29 protein-coding genes and 8 pseudogenes are annotated in these 25,657 nt (G+C 70.1%); 14 read left to right on the forward strand and 23 right to left on the reverse strand.

What is annotated here, in order from left to right; all coding sequences use genetic code 11:
• Positions 1 to 53 precede the first annotated feature (53 nt).
• From U6N30_RS28640 to U6N30_RS34810, 19 genes and pseudogenes are all read right to left on the reverse strand, one after another.
• Positions 54 to 497: a PaaI family thioesterase gene (locus U6N30_RS28640; RefSeq protein ID WP_324274936.1), complete on the reverse strand. Its 444-nt coding sequence runs from the start codon at positions 495 to 497 to the stop codon at positions 54 to 56.
• Between the two features lie 97 nt (positions 498 to 594).
• Complete coding sequence (locus U6N30_RS28645; RefSeq protein ID WP_324274937.1) at positions 595 to 1,038, reverse strand: hypothetical protein; 444 nt, start codon at positions 1,036 to 1,038, stop codon at positions 595 to 597.
• Complete coding sequence (locus U6N30_RS28650) at positions 966 to 2,432, reverse strand: MmgE/PrpD family protein (RefSeq protein WP_324274938.1); 1,467 nt, start codon at positions 2,430 to 2,432, stop codon at positions 966 to 968. Before U6N30_RS28650 ends, U6N30_RS28645 begins: the two co-directional genes overlap by 73 nt.
• Position 2,433: 1 nt before the next feature.
• Positions 2,434 to 3,299: pseudogene (locus U6N30_RS28655) on the reverse strand (HpcH/HpaI aldolase/citrate lyase family protein).
• A gap of 88 nt (positions 3,300 to 3,387) precedes the next feature.
• Positions 3,388 to 4,470 carry an acyl-CoA dehydrogenase family protein gene (locus U6N30_RS28665; protein WP_324274939.1) on the reverse strand — a complete coding sequence of 361 codons (1,083 nt, stop codon included), beginning with the start codon at positions 4,468 to 4,470 and terminating at the stop codon, positions 3,388 to 3,390.
• 22 nt (positions 4,471 to 4,492) lie between these two features.
• A pseudogene (locus tag U6N30_RS34800) lies at positions 4,493 to 5,540 on the reverse strand (CaiB/BaiF CoA transferase family protein).
• Entirely contained in the window at positions 5,537 to 5,728 is a 192-nt protein-coding gene (locus tag U6N30_RS28685; protein WP_324278525.1) for a CoA transferase, read from the reverse strand. Before U6N30_RS28685 ends, U6N30_RS34800 begins: the two are co-directional and overlap by 4 nt.
• Entirely contained in the window at positions 5,688 to 5,969 is a 282-nt protein-coding gene (locus tag U6N30_RS28690) for a hypothetical protein (RefSeq protein WP_324274942.1), read from the reverse strand. The genes U6N30_RS28685 and U6N30_RS28690 overlap by 41 nt, the downstream gene beginning before the upstream one ends.
• Before the next feature lie 5 nt (positions 5,970 to 5,974).
• Positions 5,975 to 6,799, reverse strand: a complete 825-nt coding sequence (locus U6N30_RS28695; RefSeq protein ID WP_324274943.1) for an NAD-dependent epimerase/dehydratase family protein — start codon at positions 6,797 to 6,799, stop codon at positions 5,975 to 5,977.
• 256 nt (positions 6,800 to 7,055) lie between these two features.
• Complete coding sequence (locus tag U6N30_RS28700; RefSeq protein ID WP_324274944.1) at positions 7,056 to 7,820, reverse strand: MFS transporter; 765 nt, start codon at positions 7,818 to 7,820, stop codon at positions 7,056 to 7,058.
• Positions 7,821 to 7,831: 11 nt separating this feature from the next.
• Positions 7,832 to 7,978, reverse strand: a complete 147-nt coding sequence (locus tag U6N30_RS28705) for a hypothetical protein (protein ID WP_324274945.1) — start codon at positions 7,976 to 7,978, stop codon at positions 7,832 to 7,834.
• Positions 7,969 to 8,250 carry a hypothetical protein gene (locus U6N30_RS28710; protein ID WP_324274946.1) on the reverse strand — a complete coding sequence of 94 codons (282 nt, stop codon included), beginning with the start codon at positions 8,248 to 8,250 and terminating at the stop codon, positions 7,969 to 7,971. The genes U6N30_RS28705 and U6N30_RS28710 overlap by 10 nt, the downstream gene beginning before the upstream one ends.
• 538 nt (positions 8,251 to 8,788) lie before the next feature.
• Positions 8,789 to 9,169 (reverse strand): hypothetical protein, encoded by a 381-nt coding sequence (locus tag U6N30_RS28715; protein WP_324274947.1) that lies wholly within the window; start codon positions 9,167 to 9,169, stop codon positions 8,789 to 8,791.
• Entirely contained in the window at positions 9,145 to 9,447 is a 303-nt protein-coding gene (locus tag U6N30_RS28720; protein ID WP_324274948.1) for an SRPBCC family protein, read from the reverse strand. The genes U6N30_RS28715 and U6N30_RS28720 overlap by 25 nt, the downstream gene beginning before the upstream one ends.
• 197 nt (positions 9,448 to 9,644) lie before the next feature.
• On the reverse strand, positions 9,645 to 10,148 hold the full coding sequence (locus U6N30_RS28725; protein WP_324274949.1) for a (2Fe-2S)-binding protein: 504 nt from the start codon (positions 10,146 to 10,148) through the stop codon (positions 9,645 to 9,647).
• Positions 10,149 to 10,221: 73 nt separating this feature from the next.
• On the reverse strand, positions 10,222 to 10,677 hold the full coding sequence (locus U6N30_RS28730; RefSeq protein WP_324274950.1) for a molybdopterin cofactor-binding domain-containing protein: 456 nt from the start codon (positions 10,675 to 10,677) through the stop codon (positions 10,222 to 10,224).
• Positions 10,678 to 10,888: 211 nt separating this feature from the next.
• A pseudogene (locus U6N30_RS34805) lies at positions 10,889 to 12,396 on the reverse strand (molybdopterin cofactor-binding domain-containing protein); the annotation flags it as partial.
• A 59-nt stretch (positions 12,397 to 12,455) separates the two neighbouring features.
• Positions 12,456 to 12,908 carry an FAD binding domain-containing protein gene (locus U6N30_RS28745; protein ID WP_324274953.1) on the reverse strand — a complete coding sequence of 151 codons (453 nt, stop codon included), beginning with the start codon at positions 12,906 to 12,908 and terminating at the stop codon, positions 12,456 to 12,458.
• A 13-nt stretch (positions 12,909 to 12,921) separates the two neighbouring features.
• Positions 12,922 to 13,475, reverse strand: a pseudogene (locus U6N30_RS34810) (FAD binding domain-containing protein); the annotation flags it as partial.
• Between the two features lie 108 nt (positions 13,476 to 13,583).
• On the opposite strand from U6N30_RS34810, the gene U6N30_RS28750 reads away from it, so the two are divergent.
• The 13 genes and pseudogenes from U6N30_RS28750 to U6N30_RS28805 all read left to right on the forward strand — a co-directional run bounded on the left by U6N30_RS28750 (position 13,584) and on the right by U6N30_RS28805 (position 22,684).
• Positions 13,584 to 13,724, forward strand: coding sequence for a hypothetical protein (locus U6N30_RS28750; protein ID WP_324274954.1), 141 nt, complete (start codon positions 13,584 to 13,586; stop codon positions 13,722 to 13,724).
• A 23-nt stretch (positions 13,725 to 13,747) separates the two neighbouring features.
• Positions 13,748 to 13,971, forward strand: a pseudogene (locus U6N30_RS28755) (hypothetical protein); the annotation flags it as partial.
• Positions 13,912 to 14,709 carry an MFS transporter gene (locus U6N30_RS28760; protein ID WP_324274955.1) on the forward strand — a complete coding sequence of 266 codons (798 nt, stop codon included), beginning with the start codon at positions 13,912 to 13,914 and terminating at the stop codon, positions 14,707 to 14,709. The pseudogene U6N30_RS28755 and the gene U6N30_RS28760, both read left to right, overlap by 60 nt.
• Positions 14,706 to 15,943, forward strand: a pseudogene (tcuA, locus tag U6N30_RS28765) (FAD-dependent tricarballylate dehydrogenase TcuA); the annotation flags it as partial. The gene U6N30_RS28760 and the pseudogene tcuA, both read left to right, overlap by 4 nt.
• A 59-nt stretch (positions 15,944 to 16,002) precedes the next feature.
• Positions 16,003 to 16,149 (forward strand): annotated as a pseudogene (locus tag U6N30_RS34815) (FAD-binding protein); the annotation flags it as partial.
• A 276-nt stretch (positions 16,150 to 16,425) separates the two neighbouring features.
• Positions 16,426 to 17,889 carry a polysaccharide deacetylase family protein gene (locus U6N30_RS28770; protein ID WP_324278526.1) on the forward strand — a complete coding sequence of 488 codons (1,464 nt, stop codon included), beginning with the start codon at positions 16,426 to 16,428 and terminating at the stop codon, positions 17,887 to 17,889.
• A gap of 90 nt (positions 17,890 to 17,979) precedes the next feature.
• A complete protein-coding gene (locus tag U6N30_RS28775; protein ID WP_324274956.1) occupies positions 17,980 to 18,285 on the forward strand; it encodes a polysaccharide deacetylase family protein in 306 nt (101 codons plus the stop codon).
• A pseudogene (locus tag U6N30_RS28780) lies at positions 18,282 to 19,174 on the forward strand (asparaginase); the annotation flags it as partial. The gene U6N30_RS28775 and the pseudogene U6N30_RS28780, both read left to right, overlap by 4 nt.
• Entirely contained in the window at positions 19,151 to 19,945 is a 795-nt protein-coding gene (locus U6N30_RS28785; protein ID WP_340371376.1) for an AMP-binding protein, read from the forward strand. The pseudogene U6N30_RS28780 and the gene U6N30_RS28785, both read left to right, overlap by 24 nt.
• Before the next feature lie 261 nt (positions 19,946 to 20,206).
• On the forward strand, positions 20,207 to 20,932 hold the full coding sequence (locus U6N30_RS28790; RefSeq protein ID WP_324274957.1) for a class I adenylate-forming enzyme family protein: 726 nt from the start codon (positions 20,207 to 20,209) through the stop codon (positions 20,930 to 20,932).
• 23 nt (positions 20,933 to 20,955) lie between these two features.
• Positions 20,956 to 21,291 carry an alcohol dehydrogenase catalytic domain-containing protein gene (locus U6N30_RS28795; RefSeq protein ID WP_324274958.1) on the forward strand — a complete coding sequence of 112 codons (336 nt, stop codon included), beginning with the start codon at positions 20,956 to 20,958 and terminating at the stop codon, positions 21,289 to 21,291.
• Between the two features lie 20 nt (positions 21,292 to 21,311).
• Entirely contained in the window at positions 21,312 to 21,941 is a 630-nt protein-coding gene (locus U6N30_RS28800; protein ID WP_324274959.1) for a zinc-binding dehydrogenase, read from the forward strand.
• A gap of 71 nt (positions 21,942 to 22,012) precedes the next feature.
• On the forward strand, positions 22,013 to 22,684 hold the full coding sequence (locus U6N30_RS28805) for a GntR family transcriptional regulator (RefSeq protein ID WP_324274960.1): 672 nt from the start codon (positions 22,013 to 22,015) through the stop codon (positions 22,682 to 22,684).
• A gap of 221 nt (positions 22,685 to 22,905) precedes the next feature.
• On the opposite strand, the gene U6N30_RS28810 is transcribed toward U6N30_RS28805, so the two are convergent.
• Entirely contained in the window at positions 22,906 to 23,292 is a 387-nt protein-coding gene (locus tag U6N30_RS28810) for an FAD-binding protein (RefSeq protein ID WP_324274961.1), read from the reverse strand.
• 14 nt (positions 23,293 to 23,306) lie between these two features.
• Here U6N30_RS28810 and U6N30_RS28815 point away from each other — a divergent pair, with 14 nt between their 5' ends.
• Positions 23,307 to 23,438 carry a hypothetical protein gene (locus U6N30_RS28815; RefSeq protein WP_324274962.1) on the forward strand — a complete coding sequence of 44 codons (132 nt, stop codon included), beginning with the start codon at positions 23,307 to 23,309 and terminating at the stop codon, positions 23,436 to 23,438.
• Between the two features lie 359 nt (positions 23,439 to 23,797).
• Here the strand turns inward: U6N30_RS28815 and U6N30_RS28820 are convergent, their stop codons facing one another.
• The 3 genes from U6N30_RS28820 to U6N30_RS28830 all read right to left on the reverse strand — a co-directional run bounded on the left by U6N30_RS28820 (position 23,798) and on the right by U6N30_RS28830 (position 25,505).
• A complete protein-coding gene (locus tag U6N30_RS28820) occupies positions 23,798 to 24,094 on the reverse strand; it encodes an FAD-binding protein (protein WP_324274963.1) in 297 nt (98 codons plus the stop codon).
• Positions 24,091 to 24,381: an FAD-dependent oxidoreductase gene (locus U6N30_RS28825; RefSeq protein WP_324274964.1), complete on the reverse strand. Its 291-nt coding sequence runs from the start codon at positions 24,379 to 24,381 to the stop codon at positions 24,091 to 24,093. The genes U6N30_RS28820 and U6N30_RS28825 overlap by 4 nt, the downstream gene beginning before the upstream one ends.
• Before the next feature lie 242 nt (positions 24,382 to 24,623).
• The gene (locus U6N30_RS28830) at positions 24,624 to 25,505 is read right to left on the reverse strand and encodes a PRC and DUF2382 domain-containing protein (protein ID WP_324274965.1); all 882 of its coding nucleotides are present in this window, start codon (positions 25,503 to 25,505) and stop codon (positions 24,624 to 24,626) included.
• Positions 25,506 to 25,657 lie beyond the last annotated feature (152 nt).

A 25,657-nucleotide genomic window follows, 5' to 3' on the forward strand; every position in this document is an offset into this window, starting at 1 on the left:
ACCCTCGACCAGGGCCGCGGTGGTGGTGCTCCGCCAGTCGACGGTCGCGAGCTTCACCCGCTCACCACCAGCTGGGTGCACACGAAGAAGGCAGCCGGCTTCGCGGCCGTCGCCGAGTCGGCGTGCACGCGGACCTCGAAGACCAGCGTGGTGCTCCCGCTGTGGACCGGCAGCGCCTCGGCGATGAGCCGGCTGCCGGATCGGATCGCCCGCAGCAGGTTGATCCGCAGGTCGAGGGTCACGAACGACTTGCCCTCCGGGAGCACCGACATCGCGGCCCAGCCGGCCACCGCGTCGGCGAGCAGCGCGTAGACGCCGCCCTGCACCACGCCCACCTGGTTGAGGTGGTGATCCTCGACCACCATCTCGGCCCGCGCTGTCCCGTCGGCGGCCCACGTCGGCCGGATGCCCATCGTGTCGATGGCGGATCCCTGCGGGACCTCGCGCGCGTACAGGGCGGCACGTCCGACCGGTGAGATCTCCAGGGCTTCGGTCACGACGTCGTCCTCTCAGGTGTGGTAGCAGCGGTGGGATCGAGGCCGCGGAGCGACGCCACGAACGCGGAGACCGGGGCCGTGGGGTCGGTCAACGCCGTCAGGAGCTGGCGACCGCCGGCCCGGAAGCCGCCGTAAGCCAGGCAGGCATCGGCCTTCGCGACCAGCTCGTCGTCGTCCAGCGGCCTGTCCGCGTTGCCGCGTGGCACCGTGCAGATGCGGTGCTCCGACGAAGAACCGCCCGAGCGCTCGACGAGGACCGCTGCGTAGTCGAGGCTGTAGCTCCCACCCCGTAAGGCACCTCGGCGTCGTGCTCGAGCCGGACCTTGCGCATCAGCGCCTGCACGTCCTCGGCCAGGACGCGGTCGGGCGAGAACGTCGCGAAGTCCACGCGCCCGTCCAGCAGCGCCGCTGCCACGACGTACCGCATGCAGAACCGGGCCTGCGCTGGGGTCGTGGCATAGGGATGGATCAAGGAGTTGTCGCTCCCGGGGTTGACGTGGACCACCACCTCCACGACCTCGTCCGCTCGCACGGAGCCCATTCCGTCGCGGAGCTCCAGAGCGGCGTCGATCGCCCGGTGCGTCTGGTAGCAGCAGGAAAGCGCTTGACGTTGAGGCTGCGCAACGACTCCTCCTCCGGCCTCGCCAGCGTCGCCCCGACCCGGGCCGGTTGCGGCTCGGAGTCGCCGTACAGCGCGAAGAACCCCATCGGGCCGTCCAGGGCCTGTTCGCTGGAGTCCACGCCCAGCGCCGCCAGCCGGCACGCCCGGACGGCGTTCTCGGCGGCCAGCCCGATGTGCATCGGCTTGGTCATCGTGCCGAAGTTCTGCCGCGTGCCCGAGGCCATCGACACCGCCATGCCCAGGGCGTGCCCGGTCTGCTCACGGCTGAGCCGCATCAGGCGGGCACCGGCCGCGACGGCGCCGACGGACCCGACCGTGACCGATGCGTGCCAGCCCTTCGCGTAGTGCTGCACCAGGTCGAACCCGGCCGCCAATGCCACGTCGACGTGCAGGCCGACGGCATAGGCCGTCAGCGCGTCACCGAGCGAGCGTCCCTGCGCCTCCCCGAGGGCGAGGACCACCGGCACCAGAAGGGTGCTCGGGTGGCCCCACATCGACATGCTGACGTCGTCGAGGTCGAGCGCATGACCTGCCACGCCGTTGACGAACGCGGCCTCTCCGACCATCGTCTCTGTCCCGGTCGCCCATGCGCGCGCGACCGGGGCACCCTCGACGCCGAGCGCCTCCGCGGCCAGCGTGCCGGCGGCCAGCGTAGTGGCCTCCGTCCGGCCGGCCAGCGCCGAGCAGACCGTGTCCACCACCGCACGTGCTGCCGGCCTCAGGACGGTGTCGCGCTCGAGGTCGGCCCCGACGACGTAGTCCGCCAACCCGCCGAGCGTGCTCGTCATGACGCCGGTCAACGGGTCACCGGCCGACCTCGGGCTGCGGCATGGAGTGCGCCTTCGGCGCTGCATCGCGCTTCCAGACCATGATGGAGCGGACGTACTCGATGACGAGGACTCCGTCCTGCTTGCGACCGATGGTGCGCACCTTGACCACCCCTGGCCGGGCCGGGACCTCGACTCGCGCACCTCGAGCACTTCGGAGGCGGAGTAGAGCGTGTCGCCGGGGAAGACGGGGTTGGGCAGCTTGATCTCGTCCCAGCCCAGCGCGAAGCCGTTGTAACTGACGTCCGCGACGCTCATGCCCGCGACGACCGACAGCGTCAGAGCGCTGTTGACGAGCGTGTTCTTCCACTCGGTCTGCGCACCGTACTCGCGGTTGAAGTGGATCTGGTTGGAGTTGTTGGTGAGCAGGGTGAACTGGATGTTGTCGGCTTCGGTGATCGTGCGCCCGTAGGAGCACTCGTAGATGTCGCCGACCTCGTAGTCCTCGAGGAACCGGCCGTTCCACCCAGGCTTCACGGTGCCCATCTCATGCCTCCTGCAGCGTCTTGTGGGTTTCGAGCAGTCGCTGGGCGCGCATCACGATCGGCAGGTCGACGAGCTGACCGCCCACCGCGACCGAACCGTCGCCACGGGCCTGCGCCTCGTCGAAGGCGGCGACCACGCGTCCGGCGTACTCCAGCTCGTCGGGCTGAGGGCTGAACATCCGGTTGATGTCTTCCAGCTGGCGCGGGTTGAACGTCGACTTGCCGGTGAAGCCCAGGTCCCGCGAACGCTGGATGTCGGCCAGCATCCCGTCGTTGTCGTCGAGGTCGGGAAAGACCCCGTCGACGCTCATCACGCCGGCGGCCGCAGCGGCGACGACGATCGCGGAGCGCGCGTAGAGCAGCTGTGCAGCCTCGTTCTTGCGGACCGTCCCGAGGCCCAGGTTCAGCGCGTAGTCCTCGGCGCCGAACATGATGCCGACCACCCGGGGATGGGCCGCGGCGATCGCCGGAGCGTTGAGCTGGGAGGTGGCGCTCTCGATGGCGGGCATCAGCTCCGTCGAGCCCGTGGGCACCCCGGCCTCGGCCTCGAGCGTCTCGAGCATCGACGCCACTTCCCGCACGGTCTCGGGGTCGTCGACCTTGGGCACGCAGAAGCCGCGCGGGCGGTGCCGGAGGAGCGCCTGGACGTCGTCGGCGAACCAGGGGTGTCCACAGCGTTGAGACGGACGAAGCGCTGGGGCGCGAAATCCGCAGTCTGCAGGGTCTGCGCGACCAGCTCACGGGCCGCCACCTTGTCGGCCGGCGGCACGCCGTCCTCGAGGTCGAGGAAGACCGCGTCCGCGGTGCTTCCGGCTGCCTTGGCCAGATAGCGGCTGCTGTTCCCGGGCACGAACATCCACGAGCGCATGGGCTTGGTTGACACGGTCGTCTCCCTCAGTACGAGCGATCCAGCCCGAGGACGTGCTGGGCCAGGTAGGACAGGATCAGGTTGTTGCTCACAGGGGCGATCTCGAGCAGCTTCGTCTCGCGGAGCTTCCGTTCGATGTCGTACTCGACAGCGAAGCTGTTGCCCCGTATGTGGTGACAGCCGCGTTCGCGGCCTCCCAGGACGCCTGGGAGGCGAGGAGCTTGGCCATGTTGGCCTGCGGGCCGCACTTCTCGCCCGCGTCGAACCGCCGGGCGGCCTCGAACCGCATCAGGTCGGCCGCCTCGAGGTGGGCGGATGCCTGGGCCAGTGGGAACTGCACGCCCTGGTTCATCCCGATCGGGCGGCCGAACACCTGACGCTGCTTGGCGTACTCCGTGGCCCGGTCCACGAAGAAGCGGGCGTCGCCGATCGCCTCCGAGCTGACCAGGATCCGCTCGACGTTCCAGCCGTCGATGATGTGCCGGAAACCGTTGTCGATCTCGCCCACCAGGGCGTCGTGCGGCAGCCGGAGGTCGTTGATGAACACCTGGTAGGTGTGGTGGTTGAACGTCATGGGGATCCGCTGGAGCGTGACGGCGTCGCCGGCCTCGCGCAGGTCCACCAGGAAGATCGACAGGCCTTGGGTGCCGCGGCCCTCGGGCGCGTCACTGGTGCGGGCCAGCAGGATCATCAGGTCGGAGTACGCCACCCGGGAGATGTAGATCTTCTGGCCGTTGACGACGAAGCCGTCGTCGGTGCGCACCGCCCGGGTACGGATCCGGCTGGTATCGGACCCGGCGTCCGGCTCGGTGACGGCGAAGGCCTGGAGCCGCAGCTTGCCGCTGGCGATCTCCGGCAGGTAACGGCGCTTCTGCTCCTCGCTGCCGTGATGGAGCAGGACTCCCATCGTGTACATCTGCGCGTGGCAGGCGTTGGCGTTGGCGCCCGACCGGTGGATCTCCTCGAGCACGACCCCGGCCTCGGTGACACCGGCGCCGCCCCCGCCGTACTCCTCGGGGATGAGCAGGCCCAACCAGCCCGACTCGGTCAGCTCCCGGATGAAGTCCTCGGGATAGCGGCCGCCGTCGCGCTCGAGACCCTGCCAGTAGCTGCCGTCGTAGCGGGCGCAGATCTGCCGCACCGCCTGGCGGACGGACGTGAGTTCTTCCATGGCTGCCATGCGTTTCTCCTGATCACAAGACCGTGCCCGACTCACGCAGGCGCGAGATCTCGGCGGGGGTGTAGCGGAGTTGTTCGAGGACGATGTCGGTGTGCTCCCCGAGCTCCGGGATATGGCGTTCGCCGCCCGCGGCGGCCTCGAAGGGCGCCCGGAACACGGGCAGCGGACCGACGGCGGAATCCGCCGTGACCCGCATGCCGCGGGCCACCACCTGAGGGTGGTCGAGGGCTTCCTTGACCGAGCGCACCCGCCCACTCGGGATGCCGGCGCGCGCCAGCCGGTCCAGCCAGAAGCCGCTGTCCTCGCGGCTCAGGGCGTCCTCGATCAGCGGGCGCAGCACGTCGCGATGCCGGTGGCGGGAGATGACCGTCGCGAAGCGGGGTCGTCGAGGAGTTCGGGCGCCTCGATCACCTCGAGGCAGAACGAGCGCCACTGCCTGTCGTCGGCGACTGCGAGGTTCACCAGCTTGCCGTCGCCGGCTGGATACGGCCCGTACGGGGTGATGTACTGGTGATGCATGCCCGTCCGTTCCGGCTCCTCGTCGTGGTGCCAGACGTGGTGGGGGTAATAGCCCAACCAGGGCATGATGCTGTCGAGCATCGCCACGTCGAGGTACTGCCCGGCGCGATCCCGCTGTCGCTGCTGGAGTGCGGCGAGAATGGCGATCGTGGCATTGGAGCCGGCGACCAGGTCGGTGATCGGGATGCCGATCTTCGCAGGGGCATCCGGCTGCCCGCTGACGTTGATCAGCCCGGACTCCCCTGGATCAGCAGGTCGAAGGCCTTCGCCTCCGCGTACGGGCCCGTCTGGCCGTACCCGGAGAGGCTGCAGAAGATGAGTTGCGGGTTCACCTGGAGCATCGCCTCGAAGTCCAGCCCGAGCCGGCGCATCACGCCCGGCGCGAAGTTCTCGACGAACACGTCGGCATCGGCGACCAACCGGAGCAGCACCTCACGTCCGGCATCCGACTTGAGGTCGAGCCCGACCGACTGCTTGTTGCTGTTCAGCCACACGTAGCCGGTCGAGAGCCCCTTGACCGCGTCGTCCCAGCCCCGGATCACGTCACCGCGCGGGGGCGCTCGACCTTGACCACGTCGGCCCCGAGCTCAGCGAGCAGGAACGTGCAGTAGGGCATCGCGACCGCCTGCTCGAAGGCGACCACTCGCAGACCCTCCAGGGGCTTCCTGCTCGCCCGAGGGTGGTGTCCATCAGTGGGAGCCGGTCGCGCTGTCTCCCGGCTTCTTCGGATGTTCGTACTGGTGCCGGTACTCCACGTCGGTGTACTCGATCTGAGCGCAGCGGCGGGCGAAGTCGTCGTACGCCGCGAGGAACTGGTCCTCGCCGTCGTAGTCGAAGGCGTCGCTCAGCTGCTGCTCCTCCTCACCACCGGCGACCGGCGGGTTCTCGAGATACCAGTCGACGGTCTCCTTCGTGGCAGCCGGGAAGTCGACCAGGTCGCGGTACCCCACCTGCTGCTTCATCTTGTCCATGGAGATCAACAGATGGCCCGTGGGGGCGGCGTGCCATCGCTGCCCCACCGCAGGCTACGACCGATCCCCCAGTACCAGGCGGGTCGACCGAGCTGCGGCGGGAAGGAGACGAGCTCCACATCGTCGATCCCCATCACCTCAGCCATCGCCAGGACCCGGTCGGCGTCCGACGGCGTGTGCTCGTCCACGACGCTGTAGAACTGCCCCGCCGCGGCCTCCGGGTGGTCCACGCAGAGCAGCACCGCATGGGCCGCGTTCCGGACGAAGGCGCGGCTCTCGAGCGTCAGACCGGCGTCCAGCACGGGGATCCGGCGCCGCCCGTCACGCAGGCGACGGATCACCGACCACTCCCGAGGGGCGAGCTGACGCGGTCCGTAGAGGTTCGGGTAACGCAGGTGGGTGAGCGAGAACTCGCCGGCGTCGTGAGCATCCATCAGCGTGTGCTCGGTCTCGACGATCTTCTGGTAGATCTTGTGGTTCAGGTCGCGCGGGGAGTCCTCGACGGCAGGACGCGAGAGCGGGGTCTCATAGATTGTCCCGCCGACGGTGATCAGCCGCGGGACGCGTCCGCCGAAGACCTCGGGCAGCACCCGGAGCCGGCCATACGTGGCGATGACCAGGTCGAAGGTCCGCGAACCGACAGCTTCGCCCAGCGTCTCGGCGAAGTGAGCGCTCGCGTGGATGTGCTCCAACCGGGTCTCCGGGAGCTCCGGCAGCTCGTGCTTGCCACTGTGGAGCATGGCGACGTCGTAGCCGCGCTCCTCCAACCCCTGGATGATCGGCAGCCCTGTGGGTCCCGTGCCGCCGATCACCAATGCCTTCTTGCTCACCTTGCCGCCTCCCGCCAGTGGATGCGACGAAGGTAACGAATGGTCATTCAGCCGTCAACCGACGTCGTGGTGCCCCTGCTGTGCACCAGCTTCCACCGGCATCCGCAGACCTGGCTGGCGGTGCAGTCGGCGAGCTGCCGCAGTGCCCCCGCCTACAGCTGACTCAGCCCGGGGGTGGCGCTGCGGGACGAGGGCACCAACGCGCTCGATGTCCACGATGCACCCCTGCGCGCACCAGGCCAGTCCGGGAACGCTCTCAGCCGCGACCTGCAGGACGCCGCTGTTGCCATGCCGCCAGCACCATGACCAGCGCCGCCAGCAGGTACACCCCGCCTACCACGAGCCATCCTGGGCCGTAGGCGCCCGTGCCGTCGACCAGTGCGCCGAACGCGATCGGGCCCACGGCGAACCCGGTGAACTGGCCGGTGGCGACGAGTCCCGTCGCCGACCCCACGACGGCCGCGTCCGTCGTGGCGACCACGGCCAGCATGATCACCGCGGTCGCAGCGACGGCGCTGGCTCCGTGCAGGACGGCGGCCATCCAGACGAGGCCGGGAGCCTCGACGACGCTGGCCGTGACGAGCACGCCCACGGCCATTGTCGCCACGACCGGGAGGGCCGCGAGGAGCAGCTGGGGCCGGCGCACCCGCTCGAAGAGTCGGCCCCAGGCGACCCGGGCCACCAGTCCGATCGCTCCCATCACAGCGACGGTCAGCCCGGCCATGCCCACGCTGAGACCGAGATCCTCGTGCCCGAACAGTGGCAGGTAGACGATCGTGGGCTGTAGCGCACAGCCCAGCAGAAAGGCGTATCCGGTCATCCACCACACGTTCGCGGGCACCGGCCGCCGGGCCGATCCCGGGAGACGGCTCGCACGGACGGACGTGCACGGGACGAAGAAGTACGACATCACCAGCGTGGGCGCCAGGATGAGCGCGGCCACCGTGGCCGCAGTGCGCCAGCCGGTGAGCACGGCCAGGCCCGGCAGCAGCGCGCCGCCGACGACCTGGCTCAACGGCACGCCGCTCTGCTTCAGCCCGACGAGGGCGCCCCGCCGTCCAGGGGCACGTGCGTCGATACGAGCAGGTTGGTCGCCGGGTTGGCGAGGGCCAGCAGGAACCCGGACAGGGCAACCGCTGCAAGCACCGCCCCGTACGTCCGGGCCAGTGCTACCAGCAACAGGACGACGCAGGCCCCCCGCAGACCACCATCGCCGCGGGGCGACCACCCACGCGGTCCACCAGTCGACCACCGACGGCCGAGAGCGCCGCGGCCACGGCGAAGGCCACCGTCGCGAAGGAGCCGAACTGCGCACGCGTGAGGTCGAGGTCGGCCACGACCCATGGCCCGAATGCACTCAGCGCGATCACGACGAGCGGTGGGCCCGCCATCGTCAATGTCAGCGTGGCGGCGAAGGCGACTCGTCGCGGACGCGTCATCGACGCGGTCACCGATTCACGTCCTCGGGTTCCTGGTAGGAAGGCCGCCGGGCGGCTCTTCTCCGAGCGCGGGGCATCGCCAGGGCCGCGGCCGGCCTCGTCGTAGTCCCACGCCGCGCCCTCCTGACCGATGTCTCGCGCTCCCGTGGATCAGGACCGCGACTGGATCGACCGGGGCCGCGGCCGAGCGCACGACACATCCCCACCGGTCGCGCAGCTTCGTGCCGCCCCGACTCCCTGCGAGCCGCGCGACCGGCCCGGGACCGCGCGTTGGCGGTGACCGGGCGGGACGGTGGGCCGATCAGGACGGACGGGACCGACCAGCCGATCCGGACCACCCGGCAGCACGCGGCCAGGACGCCCGCCCGACTCCACGTTCCTCGGCGGCCGGGCGAGGGGTATCCACGACGGTCATCCCACGTCCGCGTGCCCGGTCGTCGCCAGTTCAGGCGGGACGGGCCGCTCAGCCGGCGGACCGCCCGCGTCACGAGCCGCTGAGAACCGCGGTCGTCACGCCGTGCCGCCCGCCATCAGCGGCGCATGGCGGGGCTCAGACGACGCGGCCCTCGTGCCCGCAGGAACACAGCACGGTGATGCCCTCCGGCAGCCCGCCCCGTCGGCCAGAAGATCCGCCTGAGCGCCGTAGGGCCACGCGGAATACGACGAGCAGCGCGAGCACGGCCGCAGCCGCCCCGGCCGCCCGCTTGGCGAGCGGACCACCTGCGACAGCCAGCAGATCGATCGGCTCGTCGCTGTGCTGCGCTGGGCGGACCGGCTCCGGCGTGCTCGCCGGCGCGGTATCCCCAGGGCTCGCCTGCTGGTCGGCAGGGGCCGCGGAGGGTTCCGAAGGCGCCGAAGGTGCCGGCGCGACCATCTCTTCGCGCAGCCGATCCGCGAACTGGCCGATCAGCCGCTCGGAGACGTCTGCCATGACGCCGCGACCGAACTGGGCCGGCTTACCGGTGACGTGCAGCTCGGTGACGACCTCGACCTCGGTCTGATCCCCCGGGCGTGCAGAGATGCGATGACGTTGGCCTTGGCCGTCCCGGCTCCGCGAGACTCCTTGGCAGCCGCCTCGATCACGGCCCTGTGTGCGGCCTCGTCCCGCTCCACGATCCTGGCCGTACCCCGGTAGGTCAGCACCATGGCGCCCAGCTTGACCTTGACCGACCCCTCGAACTCGTCCCCGTTGAGGGTCGAGCTTGGCACCCGGCATGCACGGGGCGACCCTCTCGATGTCGAGAAGCACCGCCCAGGCTTCCTCGACGGTTGCTGGGATGCTGAAGGTGTTGCGCAGCTCGATCATGACGAGTTCCTCTCGATGTGCCGCCTCACGAGGCGTACGGGACTAGGGACGGAACGTCGAACAGAGGCACTCGGCTGACGCCCGAGACCCTCGTCGCCCGTCACAGGGACCCAGCCCGGCGGGACGCGCTGCGCGCGGCGCAGGACCGGACGGCTTCCTTGATGCTCTCGTAGCACCCGCACCGGCAGAGGTGACCCTGCAGCCCCTCCTCGATCGCGGCGTCGTCCAGATCGCCGGTGCTGCTCTCCAGCAGGGCGGACGCGCTCAGCAGGAACCCGGGCGTGCAGAAGGAGCACTGGAACGCCTGCGACTCGGTGAACTGGGTCTGCAGGTCACTGAGCTCGCCGTCCTCCTCCAGCCCCTCGACCGTGCGCACATCGCGCCCCTCCAACATGTAGAGGGGTGTGATGCAGGTGCTGACCGGCTCACCGTCCAGCAGGACGGTGCACGTCCCGCAGACGCCGAGTCCGCACGTCTCGCGGACGCTGAACAGTCCTTGCTGGCGCAGCGCCGCGCTGGCAGCGGTGGCCGGCCTCCCGGTCAGGGAGGTCTCCGCTCCGTTCACCGTGCACGTGACCGTGCTGCTGCGGTCGTCCTCCTGCATCACGTCCTCCTCGCTGCCAGGACCCGCTCCGGGGTCATCGGAAGGGATCTGACGCGAGCCCCGACTGCGGCGCTCACGGCGTTGCCGATGGCCGCGATGACCGGCGGGAGCACGGTTTCACCGAGGCCGTGGATGTGTGCGCTGCCCTCGTCCTCGAGCAGCTCCACCTCGAGCTCGGGGGCACGTCCCCCATCGCGACCAAGGCGTAGTCCGAGAGATTCGGGTTGGTGAGGATCCCGTCCTCGAAGACCATCTCCTCGTAGAGCGCGTGCCCGATACCGAAGAACACGCTGCCGTGCATCTGCAGTCGGGCCATCTTCGGGTTCACGACCCGACCCGCGTAGGCGATGGCATGGAGCCGGCGGAGATAGACCTTGCCGGTTCCGAGATCCACCTCGGCTTCCACTCCCACCGCGCCCTGGTGCCAGTGGTCGCTGGCGATCCCCTGCCCGGTCTCCGGGTCGAGGCCGCCGACGGTCTTGATCTCGCCGTCGCCGGTGATGCTGCCGGTGCGGGTGCGGTAGAGCACCTCCTGGATCGTCAGGCTCGACGAGGGGTGCCGCGCACGGAGATCTCCCCGTTGCCGATGACGAGGTCCTCGGGCGCCGCCTCCAGCACGTCGGCGGCCAGATCGAGCAGTTTCGCGCGGACCATGTTCGCCGCATGCGTGACGGCACCCCCATGGCGCGGGTGGTGCGACTGGAGCTCGTGGTCTGGTCGTAAGGCGTGTACTGCGTGTCCGGCGCCGCGACGTTCACCGCCCCCATCGGCAGACCCAGCCGATCCGCCGCGAGCTGGCCGAGCACCGTGTGCGCGCCCTGCCCCATCTCCACCGAGGAGGTGAGCACCTGCAGGCTTCCGTCAGCGTCCAGGCGCACCGCTGCGTTCGACGTCGACGGCGTGATCGTCGACTTCAGGATGACGGCGATGCCCTTGGCCCGGACACGGGTGTCGCTCACCTGCACGCGCCGGTCGTCCGGCCAGCCGATCGCGGCGGCGCTGCGGTCCAGGAGATCCTTCCAGCGCGCCTCGTGCATCACCTCGCCGGTGGCGAAGGTGGACCCCTCGGTCAGGAGGTTCCGGTGCCGGAGCTCGACCGGATCGATACCGAGCAGGTCGGCGATCTCGTCCATCTGCGACTCGTACGCCCAGGCCGCCTGCGAGACCCCGTATCCACGGTAGGCACCGGCCGGCGGCCTGTTGGTGTAGACCGCATAGGAGTCGACTCGGACGTGCGGGATGTCGTACGGCCCGACGCAGCTGTACCCGCCGTTCTTGATCAACCGTGGACTGATGTCCGCGTAGGCCCCGGCGTTGAAGTGCACCTGGACGTCCCGGGCGACGAGACGGCCGTCGTTCATCACGCCGGTGCGCATGTGGATCCGAGCCGCATGCTTCGTGATGGTGAAGAACTCTTCTTCCCGCGACAGGACCAGCTTGACCGGCCGACCCGCCTTCCAGGCGAGCGCCGCCGTCACCGGCTCGACCTTGGCGTAGGTCTTGGCCCCGTAGCCCCCGCCCAGGGGCGGGACGATGACGCGCACGGCCGACGACGGCACCCCGAACATCTCGGCGAGCGTGTCACGCACGGCGTAGGGGTCTGCGTCCCCGTCGTGACCGTCAGCCGCTTGCCCTCGAAGGAGGCGAGCACGACATGCGGCTCCATGGGGACGTGCTGGACGGCGGGGCTTTCGTACACGCTCTCGACGATGTGGTCAGCCTGCGCGAACCCGGCCTCCAGGTCGCCCTTGCGCAGCTGGAACTTGGTGCAGATGTTGCCTTCGCGGCCGACGAGGTTGATGTCGGGGTACACGCGGCCCCGCGGCTCCGGCGGCCGGTCGTGGACCAGTGCTGCCCCGTCGGCCAAGGCGTCGTCCAGCTCGGCGACCACGGGCAGCTCGTCGTACTCGACGTCGATGGCCAGCAGCGCGGCCTCGGCGATCTCCTCCGTCTCCGCGGCGACCGCCGCGACGGGGTCGCCGGCGAACCGCACCTTGCTCCCGCAGAGCACCGGCTGGTCCTGCAGCACAGGGCCGAAGTGGCGGTGCGGAGCTCCCTTGCGTTCGAAGTCAGCGGCGGTCAGGACCGCGACTACGCCGTCCATCGCCTGGGCCGCGCTGGTGTCGACCGAGAGGATGCGTGCGTGAGCCACGGGGCTGCGCAGCAGCCGGGCGAAGACCATGTTCGGCAGCTCGGCGTTGACAGCGAAGTTCAGGCTGCCGTCGACCCTCGCGCGCGCCTGGAACATGTCCACGGGACGACCGACGACGTCCCCCACCTCGACCCCGACGGCCACTTCCTGGTTGTTCACAGCCTCATCGCTCCGTTCGGTTGTGCCGACGACGCCGCCTCCAGTGCGCGGAACACGAGTTCACCGGTCACGTGCTTGCGGTACTGGGCGGAACCACGGACATCGCCGATGGGGCGGATCTCGTCCTCGTAACCCCGGGCGACCTCCCGGCGGGCCGCGGAGTCGAAGGTCGCGCCCTTGCAGGCGTCGGTGACCTCCGAGAGCACGAAAGGCGTCGAGGTGGCGCCGGCGATGGCAACCCGCAGATCGGTGCACCGCCCTCCCTCGTCCAGGTCGACGTAGGCCGCCACCCCTACGCAGGGCCGGTCCTCGCTCGACCTGCTCACGTACTTGATGTAGGTGGTGTGCGCCGTCGGGGAGGGACGCGGGACGGCCACCTCGACGACCAGCTCGTCGGGCTCCTTGGCCGTCGTGTAGTAGTCCACGAGGAACTCGCCGAGGGCAGCCACCGCTCCCCCGCGCGGAGACGAGTCGAACACGGCACCCCAGGGTGACCAGGACCGCCGGCGGGTCGGAGGCGTAGTCGGCCTCACACACGTTGCCGCCGATAGTCGCCTGCTGTCGGACACGGTGGTTGGCGACGAGTCCGAGCGTCTGCCCAAGGGTCGGCAGGGCCGAGTGCAGGGCTGGGGATCGCTCCATCGTCCGGAGCCTGGTGAGCCCCCCAACCGGACGTCTCCGTCCACCGTGTCGACGAAGTCGAGCTCCGGCAAGCGGTCGATCGAGATCAGATGCTCCGGATGCAGAAGACCGTTGCGCATCATGAGCATGATTGCGGTGCCCCCGGCGATGACGGTGCAGTCCTCACCACCGTCGGCGAGTAGTCGGAGCGCCTCGTCCAGGCTCTCCGGTCTGCTGAATTCCATGGCGCCTCCTCGGAACGCTTTGTATACCGCAGCATGCAGTAAATCGCCAGGGTGCATGTCTCGGATTCGATCCGTCGCCGCAGCCGTTCGCGACGCTCCCGGGGTGACGACCATCCTCCGCCGGCGCCCCCAGCACCACCGCGGAACCATGCCGGGGCCAGGGGTGCACGAACATCGGTGTATACACCGGGATGCGGCTCATCGCGGCGTCGACGGCCGGCCGACGGCGTCGGCGGCGACAACCGGAGGTGCGCGCCCATGGTGAGCGGAGGCCGGTCGTCACCACGGACGGTTGACGCGGCGACGATCGTCTACGGCACCGGCCTGGGCGCCAGCTCGATCACACTGCCGCTCCTCGCAGTGGACGCGGGCTACTCCTCGCAGAGGTCGGCGTCCTGACCGCGGTCTCGGCACTGGCCCAGATCGCGGTACGCGCATGCCTCGGAGCCGTGCTCCGGCGCTACCCGGACCGCCTTCTGGTCACGTCCGCCGGCGTACTGCTGTGCGCGTCCTTCGCTGCCGTGGCGGCGTCCACCGGCGTCGTGCTGTTCCTGCTCGCACAGGCGGCCCAAGGCGTCTCTCGCGCGTGCTTCTGGACCGGCATGCAGACGCATGTGGTGCGGGACGACCGCCCCGTCACGAGCAGCCTGGCCCGCAACCTGACCATCGCGAACCTCGGCCTGCTGCTCGGCCCCGTGGCCGCCGGCTTCGTGTTGGAGAGGTCGACAGGAGCTGCACTCCTGCTCGGCGTGGCGCTGGCCGGGACGGCCACCGTCCTGTCGCTGGGCATGCGCCGCCTACCGCTCTTCGCGACTGCGGATCTCCCGGCGAGATCGCCGGTGTGGCGCCGCCCCTCGTGGTGACCGGGTCCGCGGCCGCCGGCGTTGCGGGAGCGTGGCAGGGACTCCTCGGCTCCTACGTGCCGGCCGTCCTCGGTGCAGCGGGACATGCAGCCGGCGTGGTGGGCGTCCTCGTGGCCCTGGCGAACGCCGCCAACACGGCGTCTTCAGCAGCCCTCACGCGCGTTCGCGTGAGGAGTGCACCGGCGACGCTCGCCACCAGCTGCCTCGCCGTTGCCCTCGGGGTCGGACTCCTCGGACTGGCGGGCCGGTCCGGCGCCGCCGCCGGCGCCTGCCTCGTGATCAGCGGGCTGGGCGCCGGAGTCCTCCAGGTCCTCGGCTACTCCGTTGCGAGCGAGTCCGTCCACCGCGAGGAGCGTGGCCAAGCCATCGCCATGACCGGGACGGTCCGTGCCGCCGCGATGTTCGGCTCGCCCCTGGCGGTCTCCGGGCTCCTCCAGGTAGCCGGCATCGCCGCGGCATTGGGCGTCGTCGGCCTGGCTCTGCTGCTGCCGATAGCCCGACTCGGTCGGCGCGGAAGATGAAGCCGGGCGGACTGGGCCTCCCGTCGAGCCCGACGGCGTGGTCTAATGAGTCACTCGCCTGTATACAACGGTATCCGGAGGTGCACGTGCCCGATCAGCGCCGGGTGATCATTGTCGGGGCCGGCAACGCGGCTCTCTGCGCGGCTCTATCCGCCCGGGAGGAAGGTGCTGAGGTCCTGGTGCTGGAGCGCGCCGACCGGATGCGCCGCGGAGGCAACAGCGCGTTCACCGCCGGCGCGATCCGGGTGGCGTACGCCGGAGTGGACGACCTGCGTCGCCTGATGCCCGACCTCAGCGACGAGGAAGTGGCCGTCACCGACTTCGGCAGCTACAGCGAAGAGCAGTTCTTCGACGACCTCGCCCGCGTGACCGAGTACCGCACTGACCCCGAGCTGGCCGACACGCTGGTGAGCAACAGCTATCAGACCCTGCTGTGGATGCGCGAGAAGGGCGTGCGGTTCATGCCCATCTACGGTCGGCAGGCCTTCAAGGTCGACGGTCGATTCAAGTTCTGGGGTGGGCTGACCGTCGAGGTCGCCGGCGGCGGGCCGGGTCTGGTCGACTCCTCTGCGCTGCCGCCGAAGCGGCCGGCATCCGGATCGAGTACGGCGCCCGCGTGTCGTCGCTGATCAGCGACGACGACGGGGTGCACGGCGTCCGGGTGCGGCAAGGCGGGCGCACGCGTGAGGAACGCGCCGACGCGGTCGTGGTGGCCAGCGGCGGATTCCAGTCCAACACGGAGTGGCGAACCCGGTACCTGGGCCCCGGCTGGGAACTGGCGAAGGTGCGCGGCACGATGTTCAACACCGGCGACGGGATCCGCATGAGCCTGGACGCCGGCGCGAGCCCCCACGGCAACTGGTCGGGCTGCCACGCCGTCGGTTGGGAGCGCAACGCCCCGGAGTTCGGTGACCTGGCCGTCGGCGACGGCTTCCAGAAGCACAGTTACCCGTTCGGGGTCATGGTCAACGCCCTGGGCCAGCGGTTCGTCGACGAGGGTGCCGACTTCCGCAACTACACGTACGCCAAGTACGGCCGTCGCATCCTGGAGCAGCCCGGGCAGATGGCCTGGCAGGTCTTCGACCAGAAGGTCGTGCACCTGCTGCGCGACGAATACCGGATCCGCCAGGTCACCAAGGTCACCGCGCCCACCCTGGAGGAACTGGCGGGCAAGCTGGAAGGGGTCGACCCCGCGGGCTTCCTGGACGAGATGGAGCGCTACAACGCCGCCGTCGACACGGCCACCCCTTCGACCCCAACGTCAAGGACGGCCGCGGTACGCCGGGCCTCGACGTGCCCAAGAGCAACTGGGCCAATCGCCTGGACCAGGGCCCGTTCGAGGCCTACCAGGTCACGTGCGGCATCACCTTCACCTTCGGTGGCCTGCGCATCAACACCTCCGCGCAGGTTCTCGACACCGACATGGCGCCCATCCCCGGCCTCTTCGCCGCCGGCGAAGCCGTCGGTGGGGTCTTCTACTTCAACTATCCCGGCGGCAGCGGCCTGACCAACGGCGCAGTCTTCGGCCGGATAGCTGGGAGGGTGCCGCAGCCACCAGGGGCGAGGTCCAGGTATCGCGTGAGGTGGTGTCGGGAACGAGCTGAGCGGACGTCCGCCGCGCCTGCCTGCACGGGGCGCGACGGAGTCGCCGCCGATCGGTCCTCCCAGAAAGGATGCCGAGGTGAGGTCGAAGAGCCCCGTTCGGTGCGGCGCGCCATGAGCTACGCGCACAACCGGCCGTTCCGGCCGGTGCACGACCGCATCCCGTACTCCCCGATCATCGACCGGGGCCCTCTCTCCTGGCCCGCGAACGCCGGCGTGGCGGTGTGGGTCGTCCCCAACGTCGAGCACTACGAGTACCTGCCGCCGGCCGGAGCGGTGGACCCTTATCCGCGCACACCGCATCCCGACGTCCGCAAGTACGCCTACCACGACTATGGCAACCGGGTGGGATTCTGGCGGATGCTTGAGGTCCTCGACCGGTACGAGGTGCCCGCCACCGTGTCGTTGAACGTGGCGGTGCTCGATCACTATCCCGAGGTCGCCGAGGCGATGGTCGGCCGTGACTGGGAGTTCATGAGCCACGGCTTGTACAACACCCGGTACCTCACCGGGCTGGACCAAGGAGGCGAGCGGGAGTTCCTCGCCACGTGCAACGCCGTCCTCCAGCGCCATATCGGCAGGGACTTCGCGGGCATGCTGGGCCCCAACATCACCGGTAACCCGTGGACGCCTGATCTCATGGCCGAAGTCGGCATGACCTACCACGCCGACTGGGTGCACGACGAGCAGCCGACCCCGCTGCGCACCGCCTCCGGGCGGGAGATGGTCGCTCTGCCGTACAGCTACGAGCTCAACGACGCACCGCTGCTCATGCGCTCCTACGTCGAGGCCGACGAGTACGCCCGCCGCTGCATCGCCCAGTTCGACCGACTGGCGCAGGACGCCGCCGGCGAAGGGAGCGGACGGATGATGGCGCTCCCCTGCACCCGTTCGCGATCGGGCAGCCCCACCGCGTCCACGGTCTCGATCGAGTGCTGGCGCACCTCCGGGCGCAGGGCGCCTGGATCGCCCGGGCGAGCGACATCGTCGGGCACTACCTCACCCAGCGCCACGACGTGGGACGTCCCGAGGGTGGTTCCCGTGCCTGACCTGACGCCCAACGTGGTCCGCGAGGATGCCGGCCGGCCGGCTCGTGCGGGGTACGACCACGAATGGTTTCCCTGGAGCCCCTTGCCCGACCGGCCGCCCGTCGCCTGGCCCGGCGGCGCCCGGACCGCGGTCAGCGTGGTGGTGCACCTCGGTGCCGTCGAGTGGGAGGACACCACCGGTACCGGCCCGCGACCGCCCGGGGGCGGGGTGTTGGCAGACCGCCGGACGTCCCCGCATGTCCCACCGCGAGTTCGGTCACCGCGTCGGGATCTTCCGGCTGCTGCGGATCTTCGATGCCGCAGACATCTTCCCCTCGGCCGTGGTCGACGTCCTGACCGCCGAGCGGTACGAGCCGCTGATCCGGCATCTCCAGCCCGCTGTCTCCGAGATCATCGCCGGCGGCCTCAGCGCGAGCCGACCCATCACGTCACTGATGACCGAGGACGAGGAGCGCGACTACATCGGCACCTCCCTCGACCGGCTGTCCGAGGCCCTGTCGCGCCGGCCGACCGGGTGGCTCGGACCTGAGCACAGCGAGTCGCAGCGCACCCCGCCCTCCTCGCCGAGGCGGGACTGCATTATCAGGCGGACTGGGCCAACGACGAGCTGCCCTACCGGATGACCGGCGCCGGCGCGCAGCTGTGGGCGTTCCCGCTCTCCTGGGAGCTCAGCGACCTCGCCGCGGCGTACCACCGGATGGTCGCGCCCGAGACCTGGGCGGACAGCGTCGTCGCGGCGTTCGACACGCTGCACGGCGAGGGTGGTCGCCTGCTGAGCCTGCACCTGCAGCCCTGGCTCTCCGGCCAGGGGTTCCGTGCGGCCTCGCTCGAGCGCGCTCTACGACACCTCCGCGATGCCGGCGAGGTCTGGTTCGCCTCCCCGTCGGACGTAGTCGAGCACTGCAGCAGACAGGCGGGACGGTGAGCGACCGGGCCAGGGTCGCGCTGATCGCCACCGGCGGGACGATCGACGCGACTGGCCTGGATCGTCTGGACCTCGCCCACTACACCGAGACGCGGGCCCGTCTCGACGACGGCGAGCTCCTCCGGTCACTCCCGGAACTGGGCACCGTGGCAGCGGTCGACGAGGTGCCCTACCGCCGGGTCCCCAGCTATGCCCTGACCACGGAGGACTGGATCCGCCTCGCGCGGACCGTGCAGGATCTGCTCGACGGGGACCACGACGGCGTGGTGATCACCCATGGCACCAACACGCTGGAGGAGACCGCCTTCTTCCTGCACCTCACAGTCCGCTCCCCAAGCCGGTGGTCCTGGTCGGTGCGCTCCGCCCGGCATCGGCCCTGGGCAGCGACGGGGCCCTCAACCTCCTGCGTGCCGTCCAGGTCGCCGCCGCGCCTGAAGCGCACGACCACGGTGTCCTGGTCGTCCTCAACGACACGGTGCACGCCGCACGGCAGGTGACCAAGACCGCCACCTTCCGCGTGGACGCCTTCCGGTCGCCCGACACCGGGCCGCTCGGCTACGCCGACGCGGACGGACGGGTGGTGCTCTACCACCGGCCGCGTCCCGTTCCCGCCGACCTGCGCTTCTCCCCGGACGAACTCCACGGGCTGCCGCGGGTGGACGTGGTCGTGTCCTACGTGGGGGCTGACGGCGCGCTCGTGGACGCAGCCGTCGCGGCCGGTGCCCGTGGCCTGGTGAGCGCCGGGACCGGGGCCGGTCGCCCCACGGCAGCCGAAGACCTCAGCCTGGACCGGGCGGTGGCCGCCGGCGTGGTGGTCTGCCAGGCCAGCAGGGTGGGCGGCGGCCGGGTGCCCAGATCACCGGAGATGGCGCGACGGCGCCTGGTGACCGCCGACAACCTCCCCCGTGGAAGGCGCGGATCCTCCTGGCCCTGTGCCTGCCACGAACATCCGACCCCGACCGCCTCCAGGACATGTTCGACCACATCTAGGAGACCCATGAACACCCTGCTTACGCTGCTGAGCGAGGAGAACTTGCGCTCCTTCGCGGCCGCTGGTCACTGGCGCGACCGCACCATCTACGGCCTCGTTCGCGACCATGCGCGTCGCGGTCCCGACAAGATTGCGGTGCGTGAGCGGGACCGGTCCACGACCTACGGTGACCTGATCGAGGCGGTCGATCGCCTCGCGTCCGCCCTGGCCGCCCGTGGCCTGCGCAGCGGTGACCGCGTCGCCGTCTGGCTGCCGAGCCGGACCGAGACGGTCGTGGCGGTGCTGGCCTGCTCGCGCAGCGGGTACGTCGCCTGCCCGTCCCTCCACCGTGACCACACCGTCGCGGAGATCGCGGAGCTGGTAAAGCGTATGCGGGCGTCTGCGCTATTGGTGCAGCGTGGCTACGGCGCGGACGCGGAGGGCGAGGAAATCGTCGCGGAGGTCGAGGACCTCGAGCACCTCCGGATGATCCGGGTCCTCGATCCCGTACCGGCCGGCGGACTGTTCCCTGACCTGCCCGCGGGTGCCCCCGGGACCGAGCGGACGGACCCCAACACCGTCTCCTACCTGGCGTTCACCTCCGGTACCACGGGCCAGCCGAAGGGGTCATGCACTCGGACAACACGCTGCTGTCGCCGACCCGGGCGCTGGCCGCCGACTGGTCGCTGACCGAGGAGTCGTGCATCTACTCGTTGTCACCGCTCAGCCACAACCTCGGCTTCGGCGCCATGATCCTGGCCCTGACCACCGGCGCGGAGCTGGTCGTCCACGACCTGCCGCGGGGGCCAGCCTGGCCGACCGGCTCCGCGACACCGGCTCGACCTTCGCCTTCGGCGTCCCGACCCACGCGATCGACCTACTCGCCGAGTTGCGCGACGGCACCGGAAAGCGCCTGCCGCGACTGCGCGGCTTCCGCATCTCGGGGCGGCCGTGCCGTCCGTCGTCGCACAGGGACTGCTGGACGTCGGCGTGATCCCGCAGAGCGGATACGGGATGACCGAAGCCGGGTCGCACCACTACACGCGTCCGGATGACGCAACGGAACTCGTCGTGGGCACGTCGGGACGGGCGTGCGCGGGCTACGAGGTGGCGATCTTCTCCCGGGAGGACCCCGAGAAGCAGCTGCCGGCGGGCGAGGTCGGGCAGATCGGCGGCCGAGGTGCCTCCCTGATGCTCGGCTACTTCGACGATCAGGCGTCCACCGAGGGCAGCTTCAACGCCTCGGGCTGGTTCCTCACCGGCGATCTCGGGTGGATGGACGAGGAGGGCTACCTCCGGATCACCGGACGGAAGAAGGACGTGATCATCCGGGGTGGGCACAACATCTTCCCGGCGAAGATCGAGAACCTCGCGATGCAGCACCCCGACGTGGCGAAGGCAGCGGCCGTGCCCGTCCCCGACGAACGGTTGGGCGAGCGGGTGTGCCTCGTGGTCCAGCCTAAGCCCGACCGGGACGTCTCGTCCGGTGATCTGCTCGTCCACCTGGCGGACGCGGGTCTGTCCAAGTACGACATGCCCGAGTACCTCGCGACGGTCGACGATCTTCCGCTCATGCCGTCCGGGAAGGTGCTCAAGCGGCGACTCCTCGAATGGATCGAGGAGGGGCGGCTGAGCCCTCGACCCGTGCGATCCCCTCCCACGACCACGTCCGCCTGACCACACGCTGGAAGGAACATTCCGTGCGAGCTGTGACGATCCACCGGTTCGGTGATCTGGACGCCGTCGGTCTCGAGGACCACCCGGACCCGGTGCCGGGTGACGACGACGTCCTGGTGGAGGTCCGAGCCGTCCCGGTCAACTACGTCGACCTGGTGACGTTCCGCGGTGAGTACCAGTTCGTGCCCGACCTGCCGTACATCCCGGGGAAGGGACCCGCCGGCGTCGTGCGATCGGTCGGTGCGGCCGTCACCGACTTCGCGCCGGGTGACCGCGTACTCGCGATGGCCGAGTACGGGGATACGCCGAGGCGGTCGTCGTCGACCACCGACAGGTCCACCACCTCCCCGACGCGCTGACCTTCACCGATGCGGCGGCCATGTCCCTGGCCTACGACACGGCATGGATGGCGCTGCGGGAGCGGGGCCGGTTCGTACCCGGCGAATCGGTTCTCGTCCTGGGCGCCAGCGGTGCGGTGGGCCAGGCTGCGGTGCAGTTGGCCCACGCCTTGGGCGCAGGCACGGTGCTCGCCGGGGTGTCCCGCCCGGGACGTCCCACCGGTCCAGCGGACGGGGTGGTGGATCTTTCCGGGTCGGATCTGCGCACCAGCGTGCGCGAAGAGGTCCTCGACGCAACGGCCGGGGCCGGGGTCGACATCGTGATCGATCCACTGGGCGGTGACGCGTTCGACGGCGCGGTGAGATCGCTTGCCTGGCGCGGTCGTCTGGTGGTCGTCGGCTTCGCCGCCGGGCGCATCCCCGTACTGAAGGCCAACTACCCCTTGCTGAAGAACATCGAGATCTCCGGCCTGCAGATCAGCGACTACCGGAAGCGCGCGCCAGAGCTGGTCAAGGAGTGCTACCGAGAGGTGTTCGGGTTGTGCGTCGAGGGCCGCGTGCAGCCGCCCGAGAGCACCGTGAGCCCGCTCTCCGAGTGGCGCATCGCCTGGGAGGAGCTCAGCTCGAGGAGGGCCGGCCACCGCCTGGTGCTGGAACCCTCGGAGCAGTAACGAGGTATAACGGATTGGTTACGCACCCTTAGATCTGCCGTACCGTCCATCCCCCGGCCCCTGGAGCTTGGATGTCCGAACCGAGGCTCATCAGTCACCCCAGGAAGGCCGCCGTAGCTCGCCGCGCCAGCCCTTACGAGCGGTTGAAGCAAGCGATCATGTCCGGGGAACTGCTGCCCGGCGAGCAGCTCATCGAGATCGCTCTGGCGAAGTGGTGCCAGGTGAGCCGCACACCGATCCGCGAGGCCCTGACGCGCCTGGAGCAGGACGGGCTGGCACGTCGCACCGAACGGGGACTCGTGGTCCGCGAGAGCAGCCCCGGGGAGATCATGGACATCTACGAGGCCCGCATCGTCCTGGAGAGCAAAGTGGCAGCTGTCGCGGCGGAACGGCACACCGCTGCCGACCTCATGGCCATGCGACGTGCCGATGATCGCTTCGCTGCGGTCGATCTGCAGGATGCCGAGGCACTGGCCGAGCGCAACCGTGACTTCCATCGCGCCATCTGGGCGGCCAGCCACAACGCGGCGCTCGTGGACCTGCTGGAACGGCTGGACATGCACCTGGGTCGCTATCCCCTGACGACGCTGGCGTTCCCTGGTCGTCACCAGGCCGCGCTCGAAGAACACGTGGCGCTGGTCTCGGCGATCAGCGACCGTGACGCCGAAGCTGCCGCCCAGATCGCGATGCAGCACTTCACGGCCGCGCGTGACATCCGACTGCAGCTCTGGCAGGAGGAGTGATGGCACCGTCGTGTGATCGTGCCAGACCAGGTTCGCGTCGGGCCGGCTTCCCTGACGCTGATTCCACCCAGCGCAGTCGTCGCGCCAAGCGTGGCAGCATCCGCACATCGTCGCGTCCTGAGCCGCGGTATCCATGTCCGAAGCGGCGGAACAGCTCACCGGCGTCAGCAGCGGTCGCGTACTCGTTCGGGAGCTCGCAGGACGGTGAAGCAGGCGTCTCGTCAGGCCAGAGCGCCCGCCCGCCGGCCGAAGACCGCACCGGCCGTGAGCCCTGTACCGCCGGGATAGTTGCCGCTGAACAGACCGCCGAGCATCTCCCCGCAGACGAACAGGCCGGGCATGGAGGCGCCGTCACGGTCCTGCACGCGACCGTTCTCGTCGGCCCGCAGTCCGCCGAAGGTGAACGTGATCCCGCAGGTCACCGGGAAGGCGAAGTAGGGCGGCTCGTCCAAGGCCAGAGCCCAATTGCTCTTCGGGGGCGGGTGTCGGCTCGGCGACCGTCCTTGACGGCCGGGTCGAACGGGATGGCCGGGTCGATCGACGCGTTGAAGTCGGCGACCGTCTCCCGAAGCACCGCCGCGTCCACGCCCATCCCTCGGCGAGGGCATCCAGGGTGTCGGCGGTGACGACGGAGGCGCCCGGGCTGTCGTACTCCTCGGTCCGCAACATGGACCGGGTGCGGGCGTCGAAGAGCTGGAACGCGACGCCGTCGGGCTGGGCGAGGATCGCTGCTCCGTACTTGGCGTACGTGTAGTTGCGGAAGTCCGCCCCTCGTCGATGAACCGGCGGCCGTCGGCGTTGACGACGATGCCGATCGGGTAGCTCTGCCGGGTGAGCCGGTTGGTCAGCTCGCGGTTGCTCTCGTTGTTCTCCGCGCGCGCGTCCCAGGCGACGCTGTGACAGCTGCCCCAGTCCCCGCCGGGTGCAGCCCCGCGGCAAGCGCTGCCTGGAGCATGTCACCGGTGTTGAGCGCCGTTCCCCGCACCTTGGCCCGCTCCCAGCCCTGCCCGAGGTGCTCCCGCCTCAGCGCCGGATTCGCCTCGAAGCCGCCTGCTGCGAGAACGACCGACTCTGCAGTCGTCGTCCCCGTCTCGCCGTCGGGGCCGGTCCACGTTACCCCGTGACCCGCCCGTCGCTCAGGACGAGCGACCGGGCGCGGACCTGGTACCGGGCGCGAACCCCGCCCTGCCGTGCGGCCTCGGCGTGCTGCTCCATGAGCCCCTTGCCGCCTCCGGCACTTCCGACCGCCAGCCCACCGAAGAACACGAGGCGACCGTGCGCATCGGGGTAGGACTGCCGCTCGTCCATGAGCCGGAAGCGGAGACCATGCCGATGCAACCAACGCAGGGCGTCCTGGCTCTCGTCGACGAGGACGGCGGACAGGACGGGGTCGGTGCGGCCATCGGTCACCCGTTGCATGTCCGCGAGGAAAGCGGTTCGGCCGTAGGCCGGCAGCACCGCTCGGGCCAGGACGGGCTCGTCGTCGAGGAGGTCCCGGATGTCGTCCAACCCTCGTGGGCGATCCGGAAGGCGCCGGCGGTGAAATAAGAGTTGCCACCCGCCTCCCGCGGGCTGCCCCGCTCCAGGAGCAACACCTCACGACCTCGCTCGGCCGCCGCGTGGGCGGCCGAGAAGCCGGCGTTCCCGCCGCCGATGACGAGGACGTCGACGTGGTCGTCCGCGATGCCGACGCTCATGGTCAACTCCTCTGTATGCAGTTGCATACAGAGTACCACCGCAGACCCCCGCCAGGTCGGCCGCGAGGTAGTCCTCCTGCCGGGGCGGCCGCCGGGCTCGCTCACACTCGCCAACATCCCACCCGGATGGAGAACGGCGGCGGCCGGTCGAGGCACGTCCTCGACCGGCCGCCGCCGTTCATGGCCCTGCTGCAGGGGCCCGCGCCGAGCGGAGCGAGGCGTGGGGGCAGCAGGGTCCTTGCTCAGATGCGGCCGTCGCGGTCCCGGGCGTTGTCGCCGTCCATCTCGACCTCTTCCTTGCGGACGGCCTCGCTGACCGTCTCCTGGTCGGTGACGGTGGTCTTGTCCAGGCGGACGCGCTCGACCGGCACGGCCTCCTTGTCCACGACCGGGGTCTCGGCGTGCAGGACGACCTCGTGCTCCTCCTCGGAGATGGCGGGCCCGTCCATCGCGTTGTCGATGTTGGCGTCGGTGATCGGCTCGCGCTCGAGGCGCGCCTCCTCGTGGGAGGTGGGAACGGTCTGGGTGACGTTCTCCGTCACGACGAACTTGCGCAGCCGCGCACGGCCGACCTCCTGCTGACGGGTGCCCACGTTGAGGCGCTCCTCCGACAGCGTCATGGCGTCGTCCGTGGTGGGACCGGAGATGTCGTGGCCGACGGTGCCGCGGGCGTCGGTGTCGGTGCGGTCGGTGTCGGTGCGGCCGGTGTCGGTGCGGCCGGTGTCGGTGCGGCCGGTGTCGGCCATGCCCGTGTCGGCCATGCCGGTCGTCGTCTCGGTGGTCGTCGTCATGGTCTGCGCGGTGTCCGTGCCGGTGCCCATGCCGTAGTAGCGGTAGAGCTCCTGCTCCTCCTGCGGGGAGAGGTGCCCGTCGGTGTCGATCTTCGGGGCGTCCTTCACCTTGGACTTGCTGACGGGCACGCGGACGCCGTCGTCGGTGAGGTTCGCGTCCCGGATGGGGACGAAGGACTCCTTGGTGCCGAACATGCCGGTGCGCACGGTCACCCACTCGGGCTGGCCGGTCTCGTCGTCCAGGTAGACCTCCGCGGCCGAGCCGATCTTGTCGCCGGACTCGTCGTAGACGTCCTGGCCGATCACACGGCTGATGGTGTCGGTACCGATCATCGTCGTTGCGCTCCTATCTCTGCACGAGGTTGGTGCGGTCAGGTCAATGGGTGACCGACACCGAGGAGGCGAAACGATCTCGGCCGTTGCGCCACGCCCGGGCGCGGGGTGACGATGCATCCGTATGGGCGTGACATTCCGACACGCCTACC

The sequence above is a fragment of the Blastococcus brunescens genome, from assembly GCF_035320885.1.
In the GTDB taxonomy this organism is placed as follows: Bacteria; Actinomycetota; Actinomycetes; order Mycobacteriales; family Geodermatophilaceae; genus Blastococcus_B; species Blastococcus_B brunescens.